At 73.6% G+C, this 15,760-nt stretch carries 17 protein-coding genes; 12 read left to right on the forward strand and 5 right to left on the reverse strand.

Translation table 11 applies throughout. The annotated features are described in order from the left end of the window. Positions 1-12 precede the first annotated feature (12 nt). A complete protein-coding gene (locus V2J85_RS09800) occupies positions 13-660 on the forward strand; it encodes a GNAT family N-acetyltransferase (RefSeq protein ID WP_330821358.1) in 648 nt (215 codons plus the stop codon). Positions 661-754: 94 nt separating this feature from the next. Here the strand turns inward: V2J85_RS09800 and V2J85_RS09805 are convergent, their stop codons facing one another. Then, positions 755-1,183: an ATP-binding protein gene (locus V2J85_RS09805; protein WP_261954231.1), complete on the reverse strand. Its 429-nt coding sequence runs from the start codon at positions 1,181-1,183 to the stop codon at positions 755-757. Positions 1,184-1,420: 237 nt separating this feature from the next. Continuing rightward, positions 1,421-2,629, reverse strand: a complete 1,209-nt coding sequence (locus V2J85_RS09810; RefSeq protein WP_330821360.1) for an 8-amino-7-oxononanoate synthase — start codon at positions 2,627-2,629, stop codon at positions 1,421-1,423. Positions 2,630-2,783: 154 nt separating this feature from the next. Here V2J85_RS09810 and bioB point away from each other — a divergent pair, with 154 nt between their 5' ends. The 3 genes from bioB to bioD are packed head-to-tail and all read left to right on the forward strand — an operon-like array spanning position 2,784 to position 6,011. Continuing rightward, complete coding sequence (bioB, locus tag V2J85_RS09815; RefSeq protein WP_261954233.1) at positions 2,784-3,935, forward strand: biotin synthase BioB; 1,152 nt, start codon at positions 2,784-2,786, stop codon at positions 3,933-3,935. Continuing rightward, positions 3,928-5,232: an adenosylmethionine--8-amino-7-oxononanoate transaminase gene (locus tag V2J85_RS09820; RefSeq protein WP_261954234.1), complete on the forward strand. Its 1,305-nt coding sequence runs from the start codon at positions 3,928-3,930 to the stop codon at positions 5,230-5,232. Before bioB ends, V2J85_RS09820 begins: the two co-directional genes overlap by 8 nt. 59 nt (positions 5,233-5,291) lie before the next feature. After that, positions 5,292-6,011, forward strand: coding sequence for a dethiobiotin synthase (gene bioD, locus V2J85_RS09825; RefSeq protein WP_261954235.1), 720 nt, complete (start codon positions 5,292-5,294; stop codon positions 6,009-6,011). On the opposite strand, the gene V2J85_RS09830 is transcribed toward bioD, so the two are convergent. Next, positions 5,978-6,415: a hypothetical protein gene (locus V2J85_RS09830; RefSeq protein ID WP_261954236.1), complete on the reverse strand. Its 438-nt coding sequence runs from the start codon at positions 6,413-6,415 to the stop codon at positions 5,978-5,980. The genes bioD and V2J85_RS09830 overlap by 34 nt on opposite strands. A gap of 161 nt (positions 6,416-6,576) precedes the next feature. On the opposite strand from V2J85_RS09830, the gene V2J85_RS09835 reads away from it, so the two are divergent. After that, a complete protein-coding gene (locus V2J85_RS09835; protein WP_261954237.1) occupies positions 6,577-7,359 on the forward strand; it encodes a class I SAM-dependent methyltransferase in 783 nt (260 codons plus the stop codon). Positions 7,360-7,401: 42 nt separating this feature from the next. After that, positions 7,402-8,073: a class I SAM-dependent methyltransferase gene (locus tag V2J85_RS09840; protein WP_261954238.1), complete on the forward strand. Its 672-nt coding sequence runs from the start codon at positions 7,402-7,404 to the stop codon at positions 8,071-8,073. Positions 8,074-8,153: 80 nt separating this feature from the next. Here V2J85_RS09840 and V2J85_RS09845 read toward each other — a convergent pair whose 3' ends face one another. Together V2J85_RS09845 and V2J85_RS09850 are read right to left on the reverse strand one after the other, a co-directional pair. Next, entirely contained in the window at positions 8,154-8,525 is a 372-nt protein-coding gene (locus V2J85_RS09845; protein WP_261954239.1) for a fic family toxin-antitoxin system, toxin component, read from the reverse strand. After that, positions 8,522-8,794, reverse strand: coding sequence for a toxin-antitoxin system HicB family antitoxin (locus V2J85_RS09850; protein ID WP_261954240.1), 273 nt, complete (start codon positions 8,792-8,794; stop codon positions 8,522-8,524). Before V2J85_RS09850 ends, V2J85_RS09845 begins: the two co-directional genes overlap by 4 nt. A 165-nt stretch (positions 8,795-8,959) precedes the next feature. Here V2J85_RS09850 and V2J85_RS09855 point away from each other — a divergent pair, with 165 nt between their 5' ends. The 6 genes from V2J85_RS09855 (at position 8,960) to V2J85_RS09880 (ending at position 15,739) form a co-directional block, all read left to right on the forward strand. Further along, complete coding sequence (locus V2J85_RS09855) at positions 8,960-10,426, forward strand: APC family permease (protein WP_261954241.1); 1,467 nt, start codon at positions 8,960-8,962, stop codon at positions 10,424-10,426. A gap of 75 nt (positions 10,427-10,501) precedes the next feature. Continuing rightward, positions 10,502-11,392: an LLM class F420-dependent oxidoreductase gene (locus V2J85_RS09860; RefSeq protein ID WP_330821368.1), complete on the forward strand. Its 891-nt coding sequence runs from the start codon at positions 10,502-10,504 to the stop codon at positions 11,390-11,392. A gap of 59 nt (positions 11,393-11,451) precedes the next feature. Further along, positions 11,452-11,874, forward strand: a complete 423-nt coding sequence (locus V2J85_RS09865; RefSeq protein WP_261954243.1) for a GNAT family N-acetyltransferase — start codon at positions 11,452-11,454, stop codon at positions 11,872-11,874. Positions 11,875-12,099: 225 nt separating this feature from the next. Next, a complete protein-coding gene (locus V2J85_RS09870; protein ID WP_261954244.1) occupies positions 12,100-13,440 on the forward strand; it encodes a hemolysin family protein in 1,341 nt (446 codons plus the stop codon). Continuing rightward, positions 13,437-14,444 (forward strand): hemolysin family protein, encoded by a 1,008-nt coding sequence (locus V2J85_RS09875; protein WP_261954245.1) that lies wholly within the window; start codon positions 13,437-13,439, stop codon positions 14,442-14,444. The genes V2J85_RS09870 and V2J85_RS09875 overlap by 4 nt, the downstream gene beginning before the upstream one ends. A 470-nt stretch (positions 14,445-14,914) precedes the next feature. Beyond that, entirely contained in the window at positions 14,915-15,739 is an 825-nt protein-coding gene (locus V2J85_RS09880; RefSeq protein WP_261954246.1) for an SGNH/GDSL hydrolase family protein, read from the forward strand. The last annotated feature ends 21 nt before the right edge of the window (positions 15,740-15,760 follow it).

Below are 15,760 nucleotides of genomic sequence, written 5' to 3' on the forward strand. Positions count from 1 at the left end.
TAATTTGACGGAGTGACCTCGGAACTGAGCAAGGTGCTGACGGCCGCCGCGCGGGGCAGCTTCCCGCCCGCGGACGGTTCGGTGACGGTGCTGCCCCAGCCGTCCCCGCGGGACGTGGGCGTGGTGTCGTTCACCTGCCACGCCGTGGTGTTCGCGGACGTGGAGCCGTCCTGGGTGCACGACCGGATAGCCCCCGGCGACCTCGCCGGACCGCTCAGCCCGCCGTTCCTGACCGCGCTGGGTGAGCGGACCGGCCGCGAGGCCAACAACATCGACCTGGCCACGGTCGCCGAGGCACTGCCCGGAGCGCCGCCGCTGGAGCTGGTGGAGACGACGGACCGCAGCCATCCGCGGATCGTCCGGGCGCTGCGCCACCGCGACGAGGTGCGGGCCTGGACGACCGGCGACGGCGGGACGCTGGTCATCGGCCGGGGCGTGGCCGGCCGATGGGAGCTGGCCATGGAGGTCGAGGGCGCCGCCCGGGGCCGCGGGCTCGGCCGCCGGCTGGCGCACGCCGCCCGCCATCTCATACCGGCGGGCGAACGCCTCTGGGCCCAGGCCGCCCCCGGCAACGCCCGCAGCGTCCGCGCCCTGCTGGCCGCGGGGTTCGTACCGGTGGGCGCGGAGGTGCTGATGGTGCCGGCCGGCGGGCGCGGCTGAGCGGGTGCCGCGGAACCGGCGTCGTCGATCGGGCGTCGTCGAGCAGGCGCCGTTGCGTAGGCGTCCCGGCCCTGTTCCGTTACCGCCGCTGCCCTCAGCCGACCGCGACCCGCCAGGGCAGGCTGATCCAGACGGTCTTGCCGCCCGCGTCGGTGGGGACGACGGAGAGCCGGCCGCCGGCCTCCGCGGCGAGGAAGCGGATGATGACCAGCCCCCGGCCGTTGTCCTGCTGGACCGCGGCGGGCAGCCGGCGCGGGCGGCGCGGATGACTGTCGGTGACCCCGACGCGCAACTCCTCGTCGCGGTCCAGAAGCAGTTCGAGGGTGAAGGTCGGGGACTGGCCGAAGGTGTGCTGGACGGCGTTGGTGGCGAGTTCGGAGACGATCAGGCGCACCGCGTCGGCGGTGGCGGACCCGGCGGGCAGACCCCATTCGGTGAGCACCGCGAGGGCGTGTCTGCGGGCGAGGCGGACCGATTCCGGGGCGCTCGGCAGGGTGAGTGAGGATTCCTGGTGGTCTGCCATCGCGACGCCGTCCCTTTCCCACCGAGGCCGGCTCCGGTCCGCTGACCGGGGAGCCGGCGTGCGCTCGGGTCAACGATTCGGCCTCGGACTTCTGCCGGAGCGCCAGACTGCCACCCGTGCCACCGGTGTGGGGCTCGATCCGCCAACATATACAGATATCTATCGCTCGAAGCGGTGAACTCTGCGACGGAAGACCGGATGCGGGACGCCGTGCCGGTCACCCACCGTCACCGGGGATCAGCTCATCGGCGGCGCGGTGGCGACGATCGTGCCCACCGCGCGGTCGAGCTGATCGTCCGTCAGATCCGCGCGGGCGGTGAGCCGCAGCCGGGAGATCCCGTCCGGTACGGACGGCGGCCGGAAGCAGCCCACGGCGAGGCCGGCCGTGCGGCAGTCGGCGGCCCAGCGGACCGCGGCCTCCGGCGAGGGGGCGCGCACGGACACCACCGCGGCGTCCGGCCGTACCGCCGTCAGGCCGGCCTCGGTGAGCCGGTGGTGCAGCTCGCGGGCGACCTCCCCGGCGCGGGCGGCGCGCTCGGGTTCGCGGCCGATCAGCCGCAGCGCGGCCAGCGCGCCGCCGGCCGCGGCGGGGGCCAGGCCGGTGTCGAAGATGAACGTCCGGGCGGTGTTGACCAGGTGCTCGATGACCCGGGCCGGGCCGAGCACCGCGCCGCCCTGGGAGCCGAGCGACTTGGAGAGCGTCACGGTGGCGACCACGTCGGCGTCCCCGGCCAGTCCGGCCGCCGCGAGCGCCCCGCGGCCGCCGTCGCCGAGGACGCCCAGGCCATGGGCGTCGTCGACGAGCAGCGCGGCGCCGTGCGCCCGGCAGGCGGCGGCCAGTGCGGGCAGCGGCGCGGCGTCGCCGTCGACCGAGAACACCGAGTCGGTCACCACCAGCGCCCGCCCGCTGTGGCCGGCCAGGGCACCGCGTACGGCCTCGGGGTCGGCGTGCGGGGCGACCTCGGTGCGGGCCCGGGAGAGCCGGCAGCCGTCGATGAGGGAGGCGTGGTTGCCGGCGTCGGAGACGACCAGGGTGCCGGGTGCGGTCAGTGCGGTGAGCACGGCGAGATTCGCGGCATATCCGGACGACAGCACCAGAGCCGCCTCGAAGCCGCAGAACGCGGCGAGTTCCGCCTCCAGCCGGGCATGGAGTTCGGTGCTGCCGGAGACCAGCCGGGAGCCGGTGGCGCCGGCGCCCCAGAGCTGCGCGGCCTCGGCCGCGGCGTGGGTGACCTCCGGGTGCCGGGAGAGTCCGAGATAGTCGTTTCCGGCCAGGTCGAGCAGCGGGCAGTCGGCGGGACGGGGGCGCAGCGCGCGGACCAGGCCGGCCCGTTGGCGCTCGGAGCGGGCGGTGTCGAGCCAGTCGAAGGCCGAGCCGGGCGCCGGTCCGGCGGCGGTCGGGGGCGCGGTGTCGCGCGGCAGCGGCGGGGCGGAGTCCTGCGGCATCGGCGTCCTTCGTCGGGGGCTCGATTGTGGGCTGTCGATAGACGTTAGCGGTCGTTCCGCACGGCCACGGTGTGGCGATACACACACCCCGATCGGCGCGCGTTGTGGGAATCCTCCTTGGCCGGGGGCGGGGGCGTAGGACAGGATCATCGCCATGGACCTGCTGAACACACTGGTGGACAAGGGACTGCGGCGCGAGTTGCCGACCCGCGAAGAGGCGCTGGCCGTGCTGGCGACTTCCGATGACGAACTGCTCGACGTCGTGGCCGCGGCCGGAAAGGTGCGCCGCCAGTGGTTCGGGCGGCGGGTCAAGCTCAACTACCTCGTCAACCTCAAGTCGGGCCTGTGCCCCGAGGACTGCTCGTACTGCTCGCAGCGGCTGGGGTCGAAGGCCGAGATCCTCAAGTACACCTGGCTGAAGCCCGATGACGCCTCCAAGGCGGCCGCCGCCGGGTTGGCCGGCGGCGCCAAGCGCGTGTGCCTGGTGGCCAGCGGCCGCGGCCCGACGGACAAGGACGTGGACCGGGTCTCGGAGACCATCGCCGCGATCAAGGAGCAGAACGAGGGCGTGGAGGTGTGCGCCTGCCTGGGGCTGCTCTCCGACGGCCAGGCCGAGCGGCTGCGCGCGGCGGGTGCCGATGCCTACAACCACAACCTCAACACCTCGGAAGCCACCTACGGCGACATCTGCACCACGCACGACTTCTCCGACCGGGTCTCCACCGTCCAGCAGGCCCAGGCCGCGGGCATGTCCGCCTGCTCCGGGCTGATCGCCGGGATGGGCGAGAGCGACGCCGACCTCGTCGACGTGGTGTTCGCGCTGCGCGAGCTGGACCCGGACTCGGTGCCGGTCAACTTCCTGATCCCGTTCGAGGGCACCCCGCTCGCCAAGGAGTGGAACCTCACCCCGCAGCGTGCGCTGCGCATCCTGGCGATGGTCCGGTTCGTCTGCCCGGACATCGAGGTGCGGCTGGCCGGTGGCCGCGAGGTGCATCTGCGCAGTCTGCAGCCGCTGGCCCTGCACCTGGTCAACTCCATCTTCCTGGGCGACTACCTGACCAGCGAGGGCCAGGCCGGCAAGGACGACCTGGCGATGATCGCGGACGCCGGCTTCGAGGTGGAGGGCACGGACACCACGACGCTGCCCGAGCACCGCCGCCCGTGCGGCGGGACGGCGGCCGCTGCCCCGGAGGAGGATGCCGAGGCGCCCGCCGCCACCGTCCCCGCCCCGTCCGACGAGGCCCGCCGCGATCTGGTGTCGGTGCGCCGCCGCGGCGCCGGCACCGACCTCCCGCCCAATGCCTGAGCCGCTCGGCCCCCGCGAACTGCTCGCCCTGGACCGGCAGCACGTCTGGCACCCGTACGGGCCGATGCCCGGCACCGCCGCGCCGCTGCTGGTCGAGTCGGCCTCCGGCGTCCGGCTGCGGCTGGCCGAACCGGCCGAGGGCCGGGACGAGTTGGTGGACGGGATGTCCTCCTGGTGGTCGGCGGTGCACGGCTACAACCACCCGGTGCTCAACGACGCCGCCCGCGGCCAGCTGGAGCGGATGAGCCATGTGATGTTCGGCGGGCTCACCCACGAGCCCGCGGTGCGGCTGGTCAAGCGGCTGGTCGACATCACGCCGGAGCCGCTGCAGCACGTCTTCCTGGCCGACTCCGGTTCGGTGTCGGTCGAGGTCGCCGTGAAGATGTGCCTGCAGTACTGGCGTTCCCTGGGCAAGCCCCGCAAACAGCGGCTGCTGACCTGGCGGGGCGGCTACCACGGCGACACCTGGCAGCCGATGTCGGTGTGCGACCCGGACGGCGGGATGCACGAGCTGTGGCAGGGGGTGCTGCCGCGGCAGGTCTTCGCGGACACCCCGCCGCCCGGTTTCGACGCCCCGGCCGACCCGGCGTACGCGGACCATCTGCGCGAGTTGATCGGCCGGCACGCCGACGAGCTGGCGGCGGTGATCGTGGAGCCGGTGGTGCAGGGCGCGGGCGGGATGTCGTTCCACTCCCCCGAGTACCTCCGGGTGCTGCGGGAGGCCTGCGACGCGCACGACGTGCTGCTGGTGTTCGACGAGATCGCCACCGGCTTCGGCCGTACCGGCGCGCTCTTCGCCGCCGGGCACGCGGCGGTGGCGCCCGATGTGATGTGCCTCGGCAAGGCGCTGACCGGCGGATATCTGACGCTGGCCGCGACGCTGTGCACCACGGCGGTGGCGGACGGGATCTCCCGCGGCGAGCTGCCGGTGCTGGCGCACGGTCCCACGTTCATGGGCAATCCGCTGGCCGCCGCGGTCGCCGACGCCTCGATCGAGCTGCTGCTGTCGCAGGACTGGGCGCAGGAGGTCAAGCGCATCGAGGCCGGGCTGCGGGCCGGACTGGCGCCCGCCGCGGAGCTCCCCGGCGTGCGTGACGTGCGGGTGCTCGGCGCGATCGGCGTGGTGCAGCTCGACCACGCGGTGGACATGGCGGCCGCGACCCGGGCGGCCGTGGGTGCGGGCGTCTGGCTGCGGCCGTTCCGGGATCTGATCTACACCATGCCGCCGTACATCACCGGTGATGACGAGGTGGCGCGGATCTGCGACGCGGTGTGCGCCGCGGCGCGCGAGGGCTGACGACCGGGAGCCCGGGATCCGAACGACACGGCCCACGGCCGATGAGGAGTGACGAAGAGATGTCGGTGCTGTTCGTGACCGGTACGGGCACGGAGATCGGCAAGACGGTGACCACGGCCGCGATCGCGGCGGCCGCGCTCGCCCGGGGCCGTTCGGTGGCGGTGCTCAAGCCCGCCCAGACCGGGGTCACCGCGGACGAGACGGGTGATGCGGCGGAGGTCGAGCGGCTGGCAGGCCCGGTCACCGCCGTGGAACTCGCCCGCTACCCCGACCCGTTGGCGCCCGCGACGGCCGCCCAGCGGGCCGGTCTGCCGCCGGTGGGGCCGCGAGAGATCGCCGAGGCCGCCGCCAAGCTGGCCGCCTCGCACGATCTGGTGCTGGTCGAGGGCGCGGGCGGACTGCTCGTACGGCTGGACGCGGAGGGCCACACCCTCGCCGACGCGGCCCGGCTGGCGGACGCCCCGGTACTGGTGGTCGTCCAGGCCGGGCTGGGCACCCTCAACTCCACCGCGCTGACCGCGCTGGCGCTGCGCCACTACGGTCTCGACTCCCCCGGCGTCGTCGTCGGCAGCTGGCCGGCCGACCCCGATCTGGCGTGCCGCTGCAATCTGACGGACCTTCCGGAGGCCGCCGGGGCCCCGCTGCTGGGCGTGATCCCGGAAGGCTCCGGCGCACTGCCGCCGAGCGCCTTCCGGACGGCAGCCCCGAAGTGGCTGACGCCGGCGCTCGGCGGCACCAAGGCGCCTCAGAGGACCGCGACGGTCTCCGTCTGCGCGTAGCTGAACCCGTCCTCGTCGAAGTAGAAGACGCTCAGCTTCACCTTGTCGCCCTTGGCGAAGTGCGAGCCGACGGCCGGGCGCAGGGTGACCTGTGCCGTGTGGTCGGCGTAGTCGCAGACGAGCTTGGCCTTCTTGATGGTGCCGGCGGCGATCGACTCCTCGTGGCCGGTGGTGTTGAGCTTGGTGGCGTTGGCGACCAGCTGGTGGTCCATGCCCTCGTCACAGGAGTACGTGACCTTCGCCTGCAGGCCCGGCTCGTGCAGCGTGACCTTGTTGATGGTCAGCAGGTTGGCCTTGGCCGCCGCGGACGGCGCGGCGGCCAGGGCGCCGGCACCCAGCAGGAGCGTGGCGGCGGCGGTACCGGCGAGACGGCGCCCGAAACGGGTCGACGTGATCGACTTCATCGTGTTCCTTCCCCCCTGCGCGGTCACCATGGTCGGGCATGGCGGAGGATTTCCGCATGCGCGGCGACTGCGACAGTTGTTCGGTTTGACGGCCGATCATACGGGATCTTCCCGGCGGAAATCGGCGCGCCGTCGAACCGGTCCACGGGCACACTGCGGGGATGGTGGATTTCGCGTACGCGGACCGGAGCCTCGCCCAGTGGTACGACCTCCTCAACCCCTGGGGGCCGGGCGACGACTTCTATCTGGACCTGGTGATGTCCGCGGACGCCGTCCTGGATGTCGGCTGCGGTACGGGCACCCTGCTGCACCGCGCCCGGGCGCGCGGCCACCGGGGCCGGCTGTGCGGGCTCGATCCGGCGGACGGGATGCTGGCGCGCGCACGACGGCGCACCGACGTCGAGTGGCTCTCCGGCGACGCGCTGTCGCTGGCCGGCGGGAACCGCCCGGGCCCGGTCTTCGACCTGGTCGTGATGACCGGACACGCCTTCCAAGTCCTCGTCGGGGACGAGGAGTTGCGGGGTTCGCTGGCCGCGATCCGTGCCGCGCTGGCGGCCGGCGGCCGGTTCGCCTTCGAGACCCGCAATCCGCTCGTGCGGCCCTGGGAGCGGTGGACGCCGGACCGGGCGGTCGAGGTGACCGACGCGGACGGGGTCACGGTGCGCGTCGCCCACCGGGTCGACCTGCCGGTGCGCGGGGACGTCGTCCGCTTCTCGGAGACCTTCAGCGGTCCGGACGGCGCACGGCCGCAGGTGAGCCGGAGCAGCCTGCGGTTCCTCGACGCCCGGACGCTGGGCGAGCGCCTGGCCGGGGCGGGGCTGACCGTCGAGGAGCAGTACGGCGACTGGGACCGCGGCCCGCTCACCGCGGACGCCCCGGAGATCATCACGATCTGCCGGGCCGCGCCGGCCGGGACTCGGCGCGCCCTCGGCTGGGGAGACTGACAGCAGCAGCGGGCATCGGGCAACGCGGGAAAAGGGGTCGTCATGAGGCAGCGCAGGGGAGTTCCGCTCGGCACCGTCCACCACCCGGTCTTCGCCCGCTTCTACGCGACCTGCTGCGGGCCGGCCGCGGATGCGCGGGCGGGGGTGGCCCGGCTCCGCAGGGAGCTGCTGACCGGGGCGACCGGCCGGGTCATCGAGGTCGGCGCGGGCACCGGGCTGAACTTCGCGCACTACCCGGGCACGGTCTCGGAGGTGGTGGCGATCGAGCCGGAGCCGACGCTGCGCCAGGTGGCGCGGGCGGCGGCGGCCCGGGCGGAGGTGCCGGTGGACCTGGTGCCGGGGGTGGCGGAGGCGCTGCCGGTCAAGAGCGAGGCGTTCGACACGGCGGTGGCGTCGCTGGTGCTGTGTTCCGTACGGGAGACCCGGCGGACGCTGGCGGAGCTGCGGCGGGTGCTGCGGCCCGGCGGGGAGCTGCGGTTCTTCGAGCACGGGCGGGCCGCGGGGCGCGGCCTGGCGGCGGTGCAGTGGTCGCTGGACCACACGGTGTGGCCGCTGCTGATGGGCGGCTGCCACACCGGCCGGGACCCGCTGGGCGAGATCCGGGCGGCCGGTTTCGAGGTGGTGCGGGTACGGCGGCTGAAGGTCCCGGAGCGGGGTCCGACGCTGCCGACCTCGCCGGCGGTGCTGGGGCTGGCCCGGCGGCCGGCCGACTGACCGCGCCGGGCGGAACGGTCCGGCCGGAACGGACCGGGCCGGCGACGGTCACCGGCTCCACCGCGGAACCGGCCGGCGTGTCACACGATCCAGGTACGCAGTTCGTCCGCGATGGCGTGGACGTCCGCGGTGCCCTCCTTGACGAGCCGGGCGAGGTCGCGGACCCGCTCGGGCGAGGTGGCGATCTTCAGTCCGCCGGCGACGAGGTAGCCGTAGGCGACGGCGGTCGCGAACATCGCGTTCGAGCGCTCCAACGCCGGTACCTGGAGCAGGAGTTGGAGCAGCGCGGCGGCGCGGTCCGGCGGGTCGGGGTAGACCGGGACGCCGAATATCTCGGCGTCGTGACGGCTGACCGCGGCCACCAGGGCGCCCCAGTCGGTGACCTGGGGGTCCCCGGGGGTGTGGTGTTCGGCGATCAGGAGGAGCCAGGCGAGGTCGATGCGCAGCGTCACGTCGTGCCCGGCTGTCCCTCGCGGTCGGCGGGCGCGGCGGGGCCGGGCGCGCTGCCGGCGTCCCGGGCGAATTCCTCGGCGAAGACCCGCTCGTACTGCTTCATGAAGTCGGAGGCGGCCTCGACGAAGGTCTGGCCCACCTCGCCGGCGTCGCGCAGGACGAGCTCCTCGATATAGCGGTTCATGCTCACTCCCCGCTGCAGGGCGCGCTCCCGCGCCGCTTCCGCGGTGGCTTCGTCCACCCGGACGTTCAGCTGTGTCTTCGCCACTCCTTCACGCTAGCGCGCTCGCGCTAGCACCGGCAAGCATCGCCGGTGCGCCCGGGCCGCGGTCCGCGTGCCGCTGCCGGGGGTGCCGGGGCGGATGGCGCACGATGTGATCCGTTGTGCGACCGGACCGTCCACGACCGCTCGGCCGTCAGGAGGACCACTGCCGTGTCCGTGCCCGCTCCCGTGCCGCATCTGAAGCGCAGCCTGCGGCGCTTCGACATCATGGCGATCGGCATCGCCGCGGTGATCTCCTTCGATGTGATCGGGCAGATCGCCGCGGGTGGCGGCCAGGCCGCCACCTGGATCGGGGTGATCGTGGTGGCGTTCCTGCTGCCGTACGCGCTGATCTTCGCCGAGACCGGCGCCGCGTTCCCGCAGGAGGGCGGCCCGTACGTGTGGGTGGAGGTGGCGTTCGGCAGGCTGCCGGCCGCGCTCACCACGATGTTCTACTGGGTGACCAACCCGGTCTGGCTCGGCGGTTCGCTGGTGTTCCTGGCCGCCGAGGCCTGGGACGGCTTCGTCTTCCCGCTCGGCACGGGCACGGTGGCCGACTACGCCTTCAAGCTGGTCTTCATCTGGATCGCGATCCTCACCGCGGTGATCTCGCTGCGCCGCGGCAAGTGGATCACCACGGCCGGCGCCGGCGCCAAGGTGCTGGCGCTGGCCTTCTTCACCGCGACGGCGGTGGCGTACGGTCTCCAGCACGGCTTCCGCGGCCTGGAGACGGCCGGTTTCGCGCCCACCGCGGCCGGGTTCCTGGCGCTGGTCCCGGTGCTGCTGTTCGCGTTCGTCGGGTTCGAGGCGCCGAACGCGGCCGGGGACGAGATGCTCGATCCGCGGCGCGACGTACCGGTCGCGATCGCGGTCTCCGCGTCCGTCGCCACCTGCTGCTATCTGCTGCCGGTGCTGGCCATCCTGTCCGCCGCCCCGGCCGGCCGGGTCACCGGCGTCGGCGGCTTCATGGAGGCCGCCCGGCTGGTCTTCGGGATCTACGGGAGCTGGCGCGGACCGCTGCTGTCGTGCGTCGCCGTGCTGTTCGCGCTGTCGCTGCTGACCCAGGGCAGCGCCTGGATGATCGTCGCGGACCGGATGCAGGCGATGGCCGCCGCCGACGGCGGGTTCTTCACCCGGGCGCTGGGCGCCTTCCACCCGCGGCTGGGCACCCCGGTCCGGATGAACCTGCTGTCCGGCGTCACCGCCACCCTCTTCATGGCGGCGTCGATGAACCTGGCGAACGGCGACGCCTCGGCGATCTTCGGGGTGGTGCTCACCGTCGCCATCACCACCCTGCTGCTGTCGTACATCGCCGTGATCCCCGCCCTGCTGGCGCTCCGCCTGCGCCACCGCGCGGTGCCCCGCCCGTACCAAGTCCCGTTCGGCACCCGGGGGTTCACGGTCGCCGCCGTGCTCGTCTACGCCTGGATCCTGCTCGGCTGCTGGGTGGCGCTGTTCCCCGGCACGCTGGAGCGCCTCGTCGGGTTCCGCTACGACTTCCGGGCCACCTGGGGCGTCTCCCGGCCCACCTTCGAGGCGTTCACCCTCGGCACGGTCGCGGTGCTGCTGGCGATCGCGGCGGCCGGGTATCTGGTGCAGCGGTGGCGGGCCCCGTCGGCGGACAGCCGGACGCCCTGACCCGAACCGGCCGTGCTTGCATGGGCGTTGACCGGTCGCGACCGCCACCGGTCGCCGCATCGATGAGGGGGTTCCATGCCACGTCCGTTCCGCTTCGGCGTCAACATGCTCACGCTGGAGGCCGGGGATTCCTGGCGCCGCAAGTGCCGCCGGGCCGAGGAGCTGGGCTACGACGTCCTGCTCGTACCGGACCATCTCGGGATGCCGGCGCCGTTCCCCGCGCTGATCGCCGCGGCGGAAGCGACCGAACGGCCTCGGGTGGGCACGTTCGTGCTCAACGCGGGGTTCTGGAACCCGGCGCTGCTGGCCCGCGAGGTGGCGACCACCGACGCGCTCACCGGCGGCCGGCTGGAGCTGGGGCTGGGTACCGGGTACGTCCGCGCCGAGCACGAGACCGCCGGGCTGCCCTGGGGGTCGCCCCGCGAACGGGTGGACCATCTGGCGCGCACCATCGGGGAGTTGGACCGGCTGCTGGGCGACCCGGACCAGGTGCCGCGGCCGGCGCAGCGGCCCCGGCCGCCGCTGCTGGTCGGCGGGAACGGTCCGCGGATGCTGCGGCTGGCGGCCGAACACGCCGAGATCGCGGCGTTCACCGGCGGCCGCCAGGCACCCGGCAGGCCGGAGGGCACCCTGGAGCTGATGCCCGCGGACGAACTGGCGGCGTCCGTGGCCCGCTACGAGGGGTACGCGGCCGGCCGCCCGGAGCCGGCCGAGCGCAACCTCCTCGTCCAGCAGGTGCGGAACACCGACGACCGGCGGGCCGTCGCCCGGGAGTTCGCGGACCGCGGCATCGGGCTGGACGAGGAGCAGGCGCTGGAGGTGCCCACACTGCTGATCGGCACCCCGCGGCAGATGGCCGAGCAGCTGCGGGAGCACCGCGAGCGGTTCGGCTTCTCGTACCTCACGGTCCTGGACTCCGCGCTGGAGGAGTTCGCTCCGGTGATGGAGGAACTGCGGGGCAGCTGACCGTCCCGGGGTACGGAATGCGGTGGCGGGCCGGGGGTCGCGGCTGCTTGGCTCTCGACATGATCGACATGGATATCCGGCCGGCCGTTCCCTCCGACGCCGAGGCGGTGCTCGGCTTCTGGGCGGCGGCCGCCGAGGGCACGAGCATCAGCGACGACGTGGACGGGGTGCGGCGCCTCATCGAGCGGGACCCGGAGGCGCTGCTGCTGGCCGAGGCGCAGGGGACCCTGGTCGGCACGGTGATCGCCGGCTGGGACGGCTGGCGGGCGTCGCTGTACCGGCTCGCGGTGCATCCGTCCCACCGCCGACGGGGCATATCGAAGGCGCTGCTGGCCGCGGCCGAGGAGCGCTTCGTGAAGCTGGGCGGGCGGCGCGGGGACGCCATGGTGCTGGTGGCGAACGAGCGGGCCCAGCACGCCTGGGCCGCGGCGGGCTACCGCCGCGAGGAGCAGTGGCGGCGCTGGACGAAGCCGCTGGCCTGAGCACCGCCGCAAGCGGAACCCGTCACTCCCGGAGCCCGCCCCGTCACCCCGGGGCGGGCTCTCCTCACACCCCCCACTTTGCCGATCCTTTACCATTGTCCTTCCCGGCCACGAGCGAAAGGTGTGTGAGCGTCCAGCCATGGGCGACCCTCCCAGTTGTCGAGCATTCCGGCGACGATGCGCGAACCTCCCCGACCTGTTTCAGCATGGGACGGAGGTGACCCGATGACCGACCTGCTCTTCCTGGGCGTGGCGTTCCTCCTGACCCTCGCCTGTGGTGTCTTCGTCGCGGCCGAGTTCTCGCTGACGACCGTCGAGCGCAGCGACCTCGAACGCGCCGCCGAGCGCGGCGAGCGCGGGGCGGACAGCGCGCTGAAGGCGGTCCGCGGCCTGACCTTCCAGCTCTCCGGTGCCCAGCTCGGCATCACCGTCACCGGCCTGGTCATCGGCATGCTGTCCAAGCCGGCCATCGCCACCCTGCTGGCCGGCCCGCTGGGCGCCCTGGGGCTGCCGCGCGGGGTGGCGGAGTCGGTGGCGCTGGTCCTCGGCACCGCGATCTCCACGGTCGTCCTGATGGTGGTCGGCGAGCTGGTCCCCAAGAACTGGGCGATCTCCCACCCGCTGGGCATCGCCAAGAAGGTCGCGACCGCCCAGCGCGGGTTCAGCGCCGCCTTCAGACCGTTCATCCGGCACCTGAACAACACCGCCAACCGCACCGTCCGCCGGATGGGCCTGGAGCCCGCCGAGGAACTCGCCTCGGCCCGCGGCCCGCAGGAGCTGGTCGCACTGGCCCGGCACTCGGCCAAGGAGGGCGCACTGGAGGCGGACACCGCCGAGCTGTTCGTCCGGACCCTCAACCTCGCCGATCTGACCGCGGAGAACGTCATGACCCCGAGGGTCCAGGTGGTGGCGCTGGAGGTGCAGTCCACCGCCGAGGACGTCGCCAACGCGACCCGGGCGACCGGGCTGTCCCGCTTCCCGGTGTACCGCGGCAACCTGGACAGCGTCGTCGGCGTGGCGCACATCAAGGACGTCCTGACCGTTCCGGCCGAGCGCCGGCTGCGCCACCCGGTCTCCGAGCTGCTCCGCGAGCCGCTGCTGGTCCCGACGACGCTGACCGTGGACCGGCTGCTGGACCGGCTGTCCGGCCGGCGCACGATGGCCGTGGTCATCGACGAGTACGGCGGCACGGCCGGCGTCGTGACGCTGGAGGACATCGTCGAGGAGGTGGTCGGCGAGGTCCGCGACGAGCACGACCCGCTGGAGACCCCCGACCTGGCCCCGGCCGGCTCCGACGCCGAGGGCCGCAGCGCCTACCAGGCCGACGGCGGCGCCCGCACCGACCAACTGGAACGCATCGGCCTCAGGGTCCCGGAGGGCCCGTACGAGACGCTGGCCGGGCTGATCGCCACCGAGCTGGGCCGGATACCGGTCGCCGGTGACCACCTGGAGGTGGCCGGCTGGACGATGGACGTCCTGGACGCCTCCGGCCACCGCGCGGCACGGGTGCTGCTGCACGCCCCGCTGCCGGGCAGCACCGACGAGGGAACGGAGACCGCCCGATGACCGCGCTCCAGCTGTTCGTCGGCCTGCTGACGCTGGTGGTCAACGCCTTCTTCGTCGGCGCCGAGTTCGCCCTGATCTCGGTGCGCCGCAGCCAGATCGAGCCGTACGCCGAACGCGGGGACCGGCGGGCGACCAGCGTGATGTGGGGGCTCTCCCATGTGTCGGCACTGCTGGCGGCCGCCCAGCTCGGGATCACCCTGTGCACCCTGGTCCTGGGCGCGGTCGCCGAACCGGCCATCGCGCACCTGCTGGAACCGGTCTTCCACTCGGTGGGCATCTCGCAGGCGCTGGTCCACCCGATCTCGTTCGTGATCGCCCTGGCCCTGGCCACGTATCTGCACATGCTCTTCGGCGAGATGGTCCCGAAGAACGTGGCACTGGCCGAGCCGGTGCGCACCGCGCTCGCCCTCGGGCCGCCGCTGGTCGCGCTGACCCGGGCGCTGCGTCCGGTGATCTTCACGGTGAACGCGTTCGCCAACGTGCTGCTCAAGCTGCTGCGGGTGGAGACCAGGGACGAGGTGGCCGCGACGTTCTCGGACGCCCAGCTGGCGCGGATGGTCGAGGCCTCCCGGGAGGCCGGACTCCTCGACGAGCGGGCCCAGGAACGCCTCCGGGACGCCCTGGAGCTGGGCCGCCGCCCGGTCCGGGACGTGGTCCTCCCGGCCGAGAGGGTGGTCTCGGCCCGGATGGGCATCACCGCCGAGGAGCTGGAGCAGCTGGCCGCGGAGTCCGGTTTCTCCCGCTTCCCGGTCGTCGACGACACCCGCCGCATCCTCGGCTACCTCCACGTCAAGGACGCGCTGGACGCCGCCCCGCGCAACGTCCCGTTCCCCGTCTCGGCCCTCCGCCCCATCGCCCGCGTCCGCGCCGCGACACCACTGGACGACGTCCTGACCGCCATGCGGGGCTCCCGCACCCACCTCGCGGCCGTCATCGGCGATGACGGCCGCCTGGCCGGCCTCGTCACGATGGAGGACGTCCTGCGAGAGCTGGTGCTCCAGTAACCCCACGTACCTGTCTGCGGCGCCGCGGGGCTTGGTCGCCGTTGCGCTTTGCGGCGCCTCCTACGTACCTGGCCGTCCCACCGTCGGGCTTGGTCGCCGTTGCGCCTGGCGGCGGGCGTTTGTGTGTGGGGTGCGGTGCCGGCCCTCCAGACTTCGTCCTCCGGTCCAGCCCCTCCCGTGAGTGGGAGTTACTGAGCTGGTTGGGGGCGGGCCGGATCCGTTGCCTGCGCGCACGCGGACGTCACGTGCACCCCCACCACCGTTTTCTTCTCCCCTCACGGGAGGGGGCGGGCCGGAGGGGCCGGTTGTGTGGACGTAAAGCGTCAGCAGTCCACACAACCGGCCCCGGAGGCCCGTCACCGCACCCACCACAACCCAGCCCGCCGCAGGCGCAACGGCGAGAACACCCGCGGCGGGACGGCCAAGTACGTGGGAGGCACCGCAAAGCGCAACGCGGCTAATATCCGCATGTGCCGTACAACAGTTTCGTAGCAGTAGGCGACAGCTTCACCGAAGGAATGTCCGACGGGCTTCCGGACGGCTCCTACCGTGGTTGGGCCGACCTTCTCGCCGCGCGGCTGGCGGCGCGGACTCCGGACTTCCGGTACGCCAACCTCGCGGTGCGCGGCAAGCTGATCGGGCAGATCCTGGACGACCAGTGCGGCCCGGCCGCGTCGATGGGCGCGGACCTGGTGACGCTGGTGGGCGGGCTCAACGACGTCCTGCGCCCGAAGTGCGACGTCGAGCGGGTGTGCGCGCAGCTGGAGACCGCGGCCGAGCTGCTGGTGAAGGGCGGCGGCCGGCTGGTGCTGATGCGCAGCCCGGGCCGCCGCGGGCCCGTACTGGAGCGCTTCCGGCCGCGGATGGAGCAGCTCTTCGCGCGGATCGACGAGATCGCCGCCCGGCACGGCGCGCTGGTCGTGGACCTGTACGCGTCGAAGGCGCTGGCCGACCCGCGGATGTGGGCGGACGACCGGCTGCATCTGAACGCCGAGGGGCACAGCCGGGTGGCCGAGGCGGTCTGGCAGGCGCTCGGGCTGCCCGCCGAGTCGGACTGGGACGCCCCGCTGCCGGCGGCCGCACCGCCGGGCTGGCGGGCCCGGCGGACCGCGGACCTGCGCTTCGCGCGCGAGCACCTGGTGCCCTGGATAGGCCGGCGGCTCACCGGCCGCTCCTCGGGCGACGACCGGAAAGGCGCCCATGTGAGCCCCGAGCTGGGCACGGCCTTCTGGGTCGGCCCGGCGGACCACACGGACCCCGGCCCGGTGACCGGATGGGGCCGGGTCGGGGCCTGAGACAGCCGCAGCCCACCGGAT

Source organism: Streptomyces bugieae (genome assembly GCF_036352915.1).
GTDB classification, from domain to species: domain Bacteria; phylum Actinomycetota; class Actinomycetes; order Streptomycetales; family Streptomycetaceae; genus Streptomyces; species Streptomyces endophytica.

Coding starts and splice junctions, on each gene's coding strand:
- V2J85_RS09830 (WP_261954236.1), bottom strand. CDS start 6,415: ATGAAGTCGATCACGTCGACCCGTTTCGGGCGCCGTCTCGCCGGTACC.
- V2J85_RS09865 (WP_261954243.1), top strand. CDS start 11,452: ATGATCGACATGGATATCCGGCCGGCCGTTCCCTCCGACGCCGAGGCG.
- V2J85_RS09810 (WP_330821360.1), bottom strand. CDS start 2,629: ATGCCGCAGGACTCCGCCCCGCCGCTGCCGCGCGACACCGCGCCCCCG.
- V2J85_RS09860 (WP_330821368.1), top strand. CDS start 10,502: ATGCCACGTCCGTTCCGCTTCGGCGTCAACATGCTCACGCTGGAGGCC.
- V2J85_RS09875 (WP_261954245.1), top strand. CDS start 13,437: ATGACCGCGCTCCAGCTGTTCGTCGGCCTGCTGACGCTGGTGGTCAAC.
- V2J85_RS09840 (WP_261954238.1), top strand. CDS start 7,402: ATGAGGCAGCGCAGGGGAGTTCCGCTCGGCACCGTCCACCACCCGGTC.
- bioD (WP_261954235.1), top strand. CDS start 5,292: ATGTCGGTGCTGTTCGTGACCGGTACGGGCACGGAGATCGGCAAGACG.
- V2J85_RS09835 (WP_261954237.1), top strand. CDS start 6,577: ATGGTGGATTTCGCGTACGCGGACCGGAGCCTCGCCCAGTGGTACGAC.
- V2J85_RS09870 (WP_261954244.1), top strand. CDS start 12,100: ATGACCGACCTGCTCTTCCTGGGCGTGGCGTTCCTCCTGACCCTCGCC.
- bioB (WP_261954233.1), top strand. CDS start 2,784: ATGGACCTGCTGAACACACTGGTGGACAAGGGACTGCGGCGCGAGTTG.
- V2J85_RS09805 (WP_261954231.1), bottom strand. CDS start 1,183: ATGGCAGACCACCAGGAATCCTCACTCACCCTGCCGAGCGCCCCGGAA.
- V2J85_RS09820 (WP_261954234.1), top strand. CDS start 3,928: ATGCCTGAGCCGCTCGGCCCCCGCGAACTGCTCGCCCTGGACCGGCAG.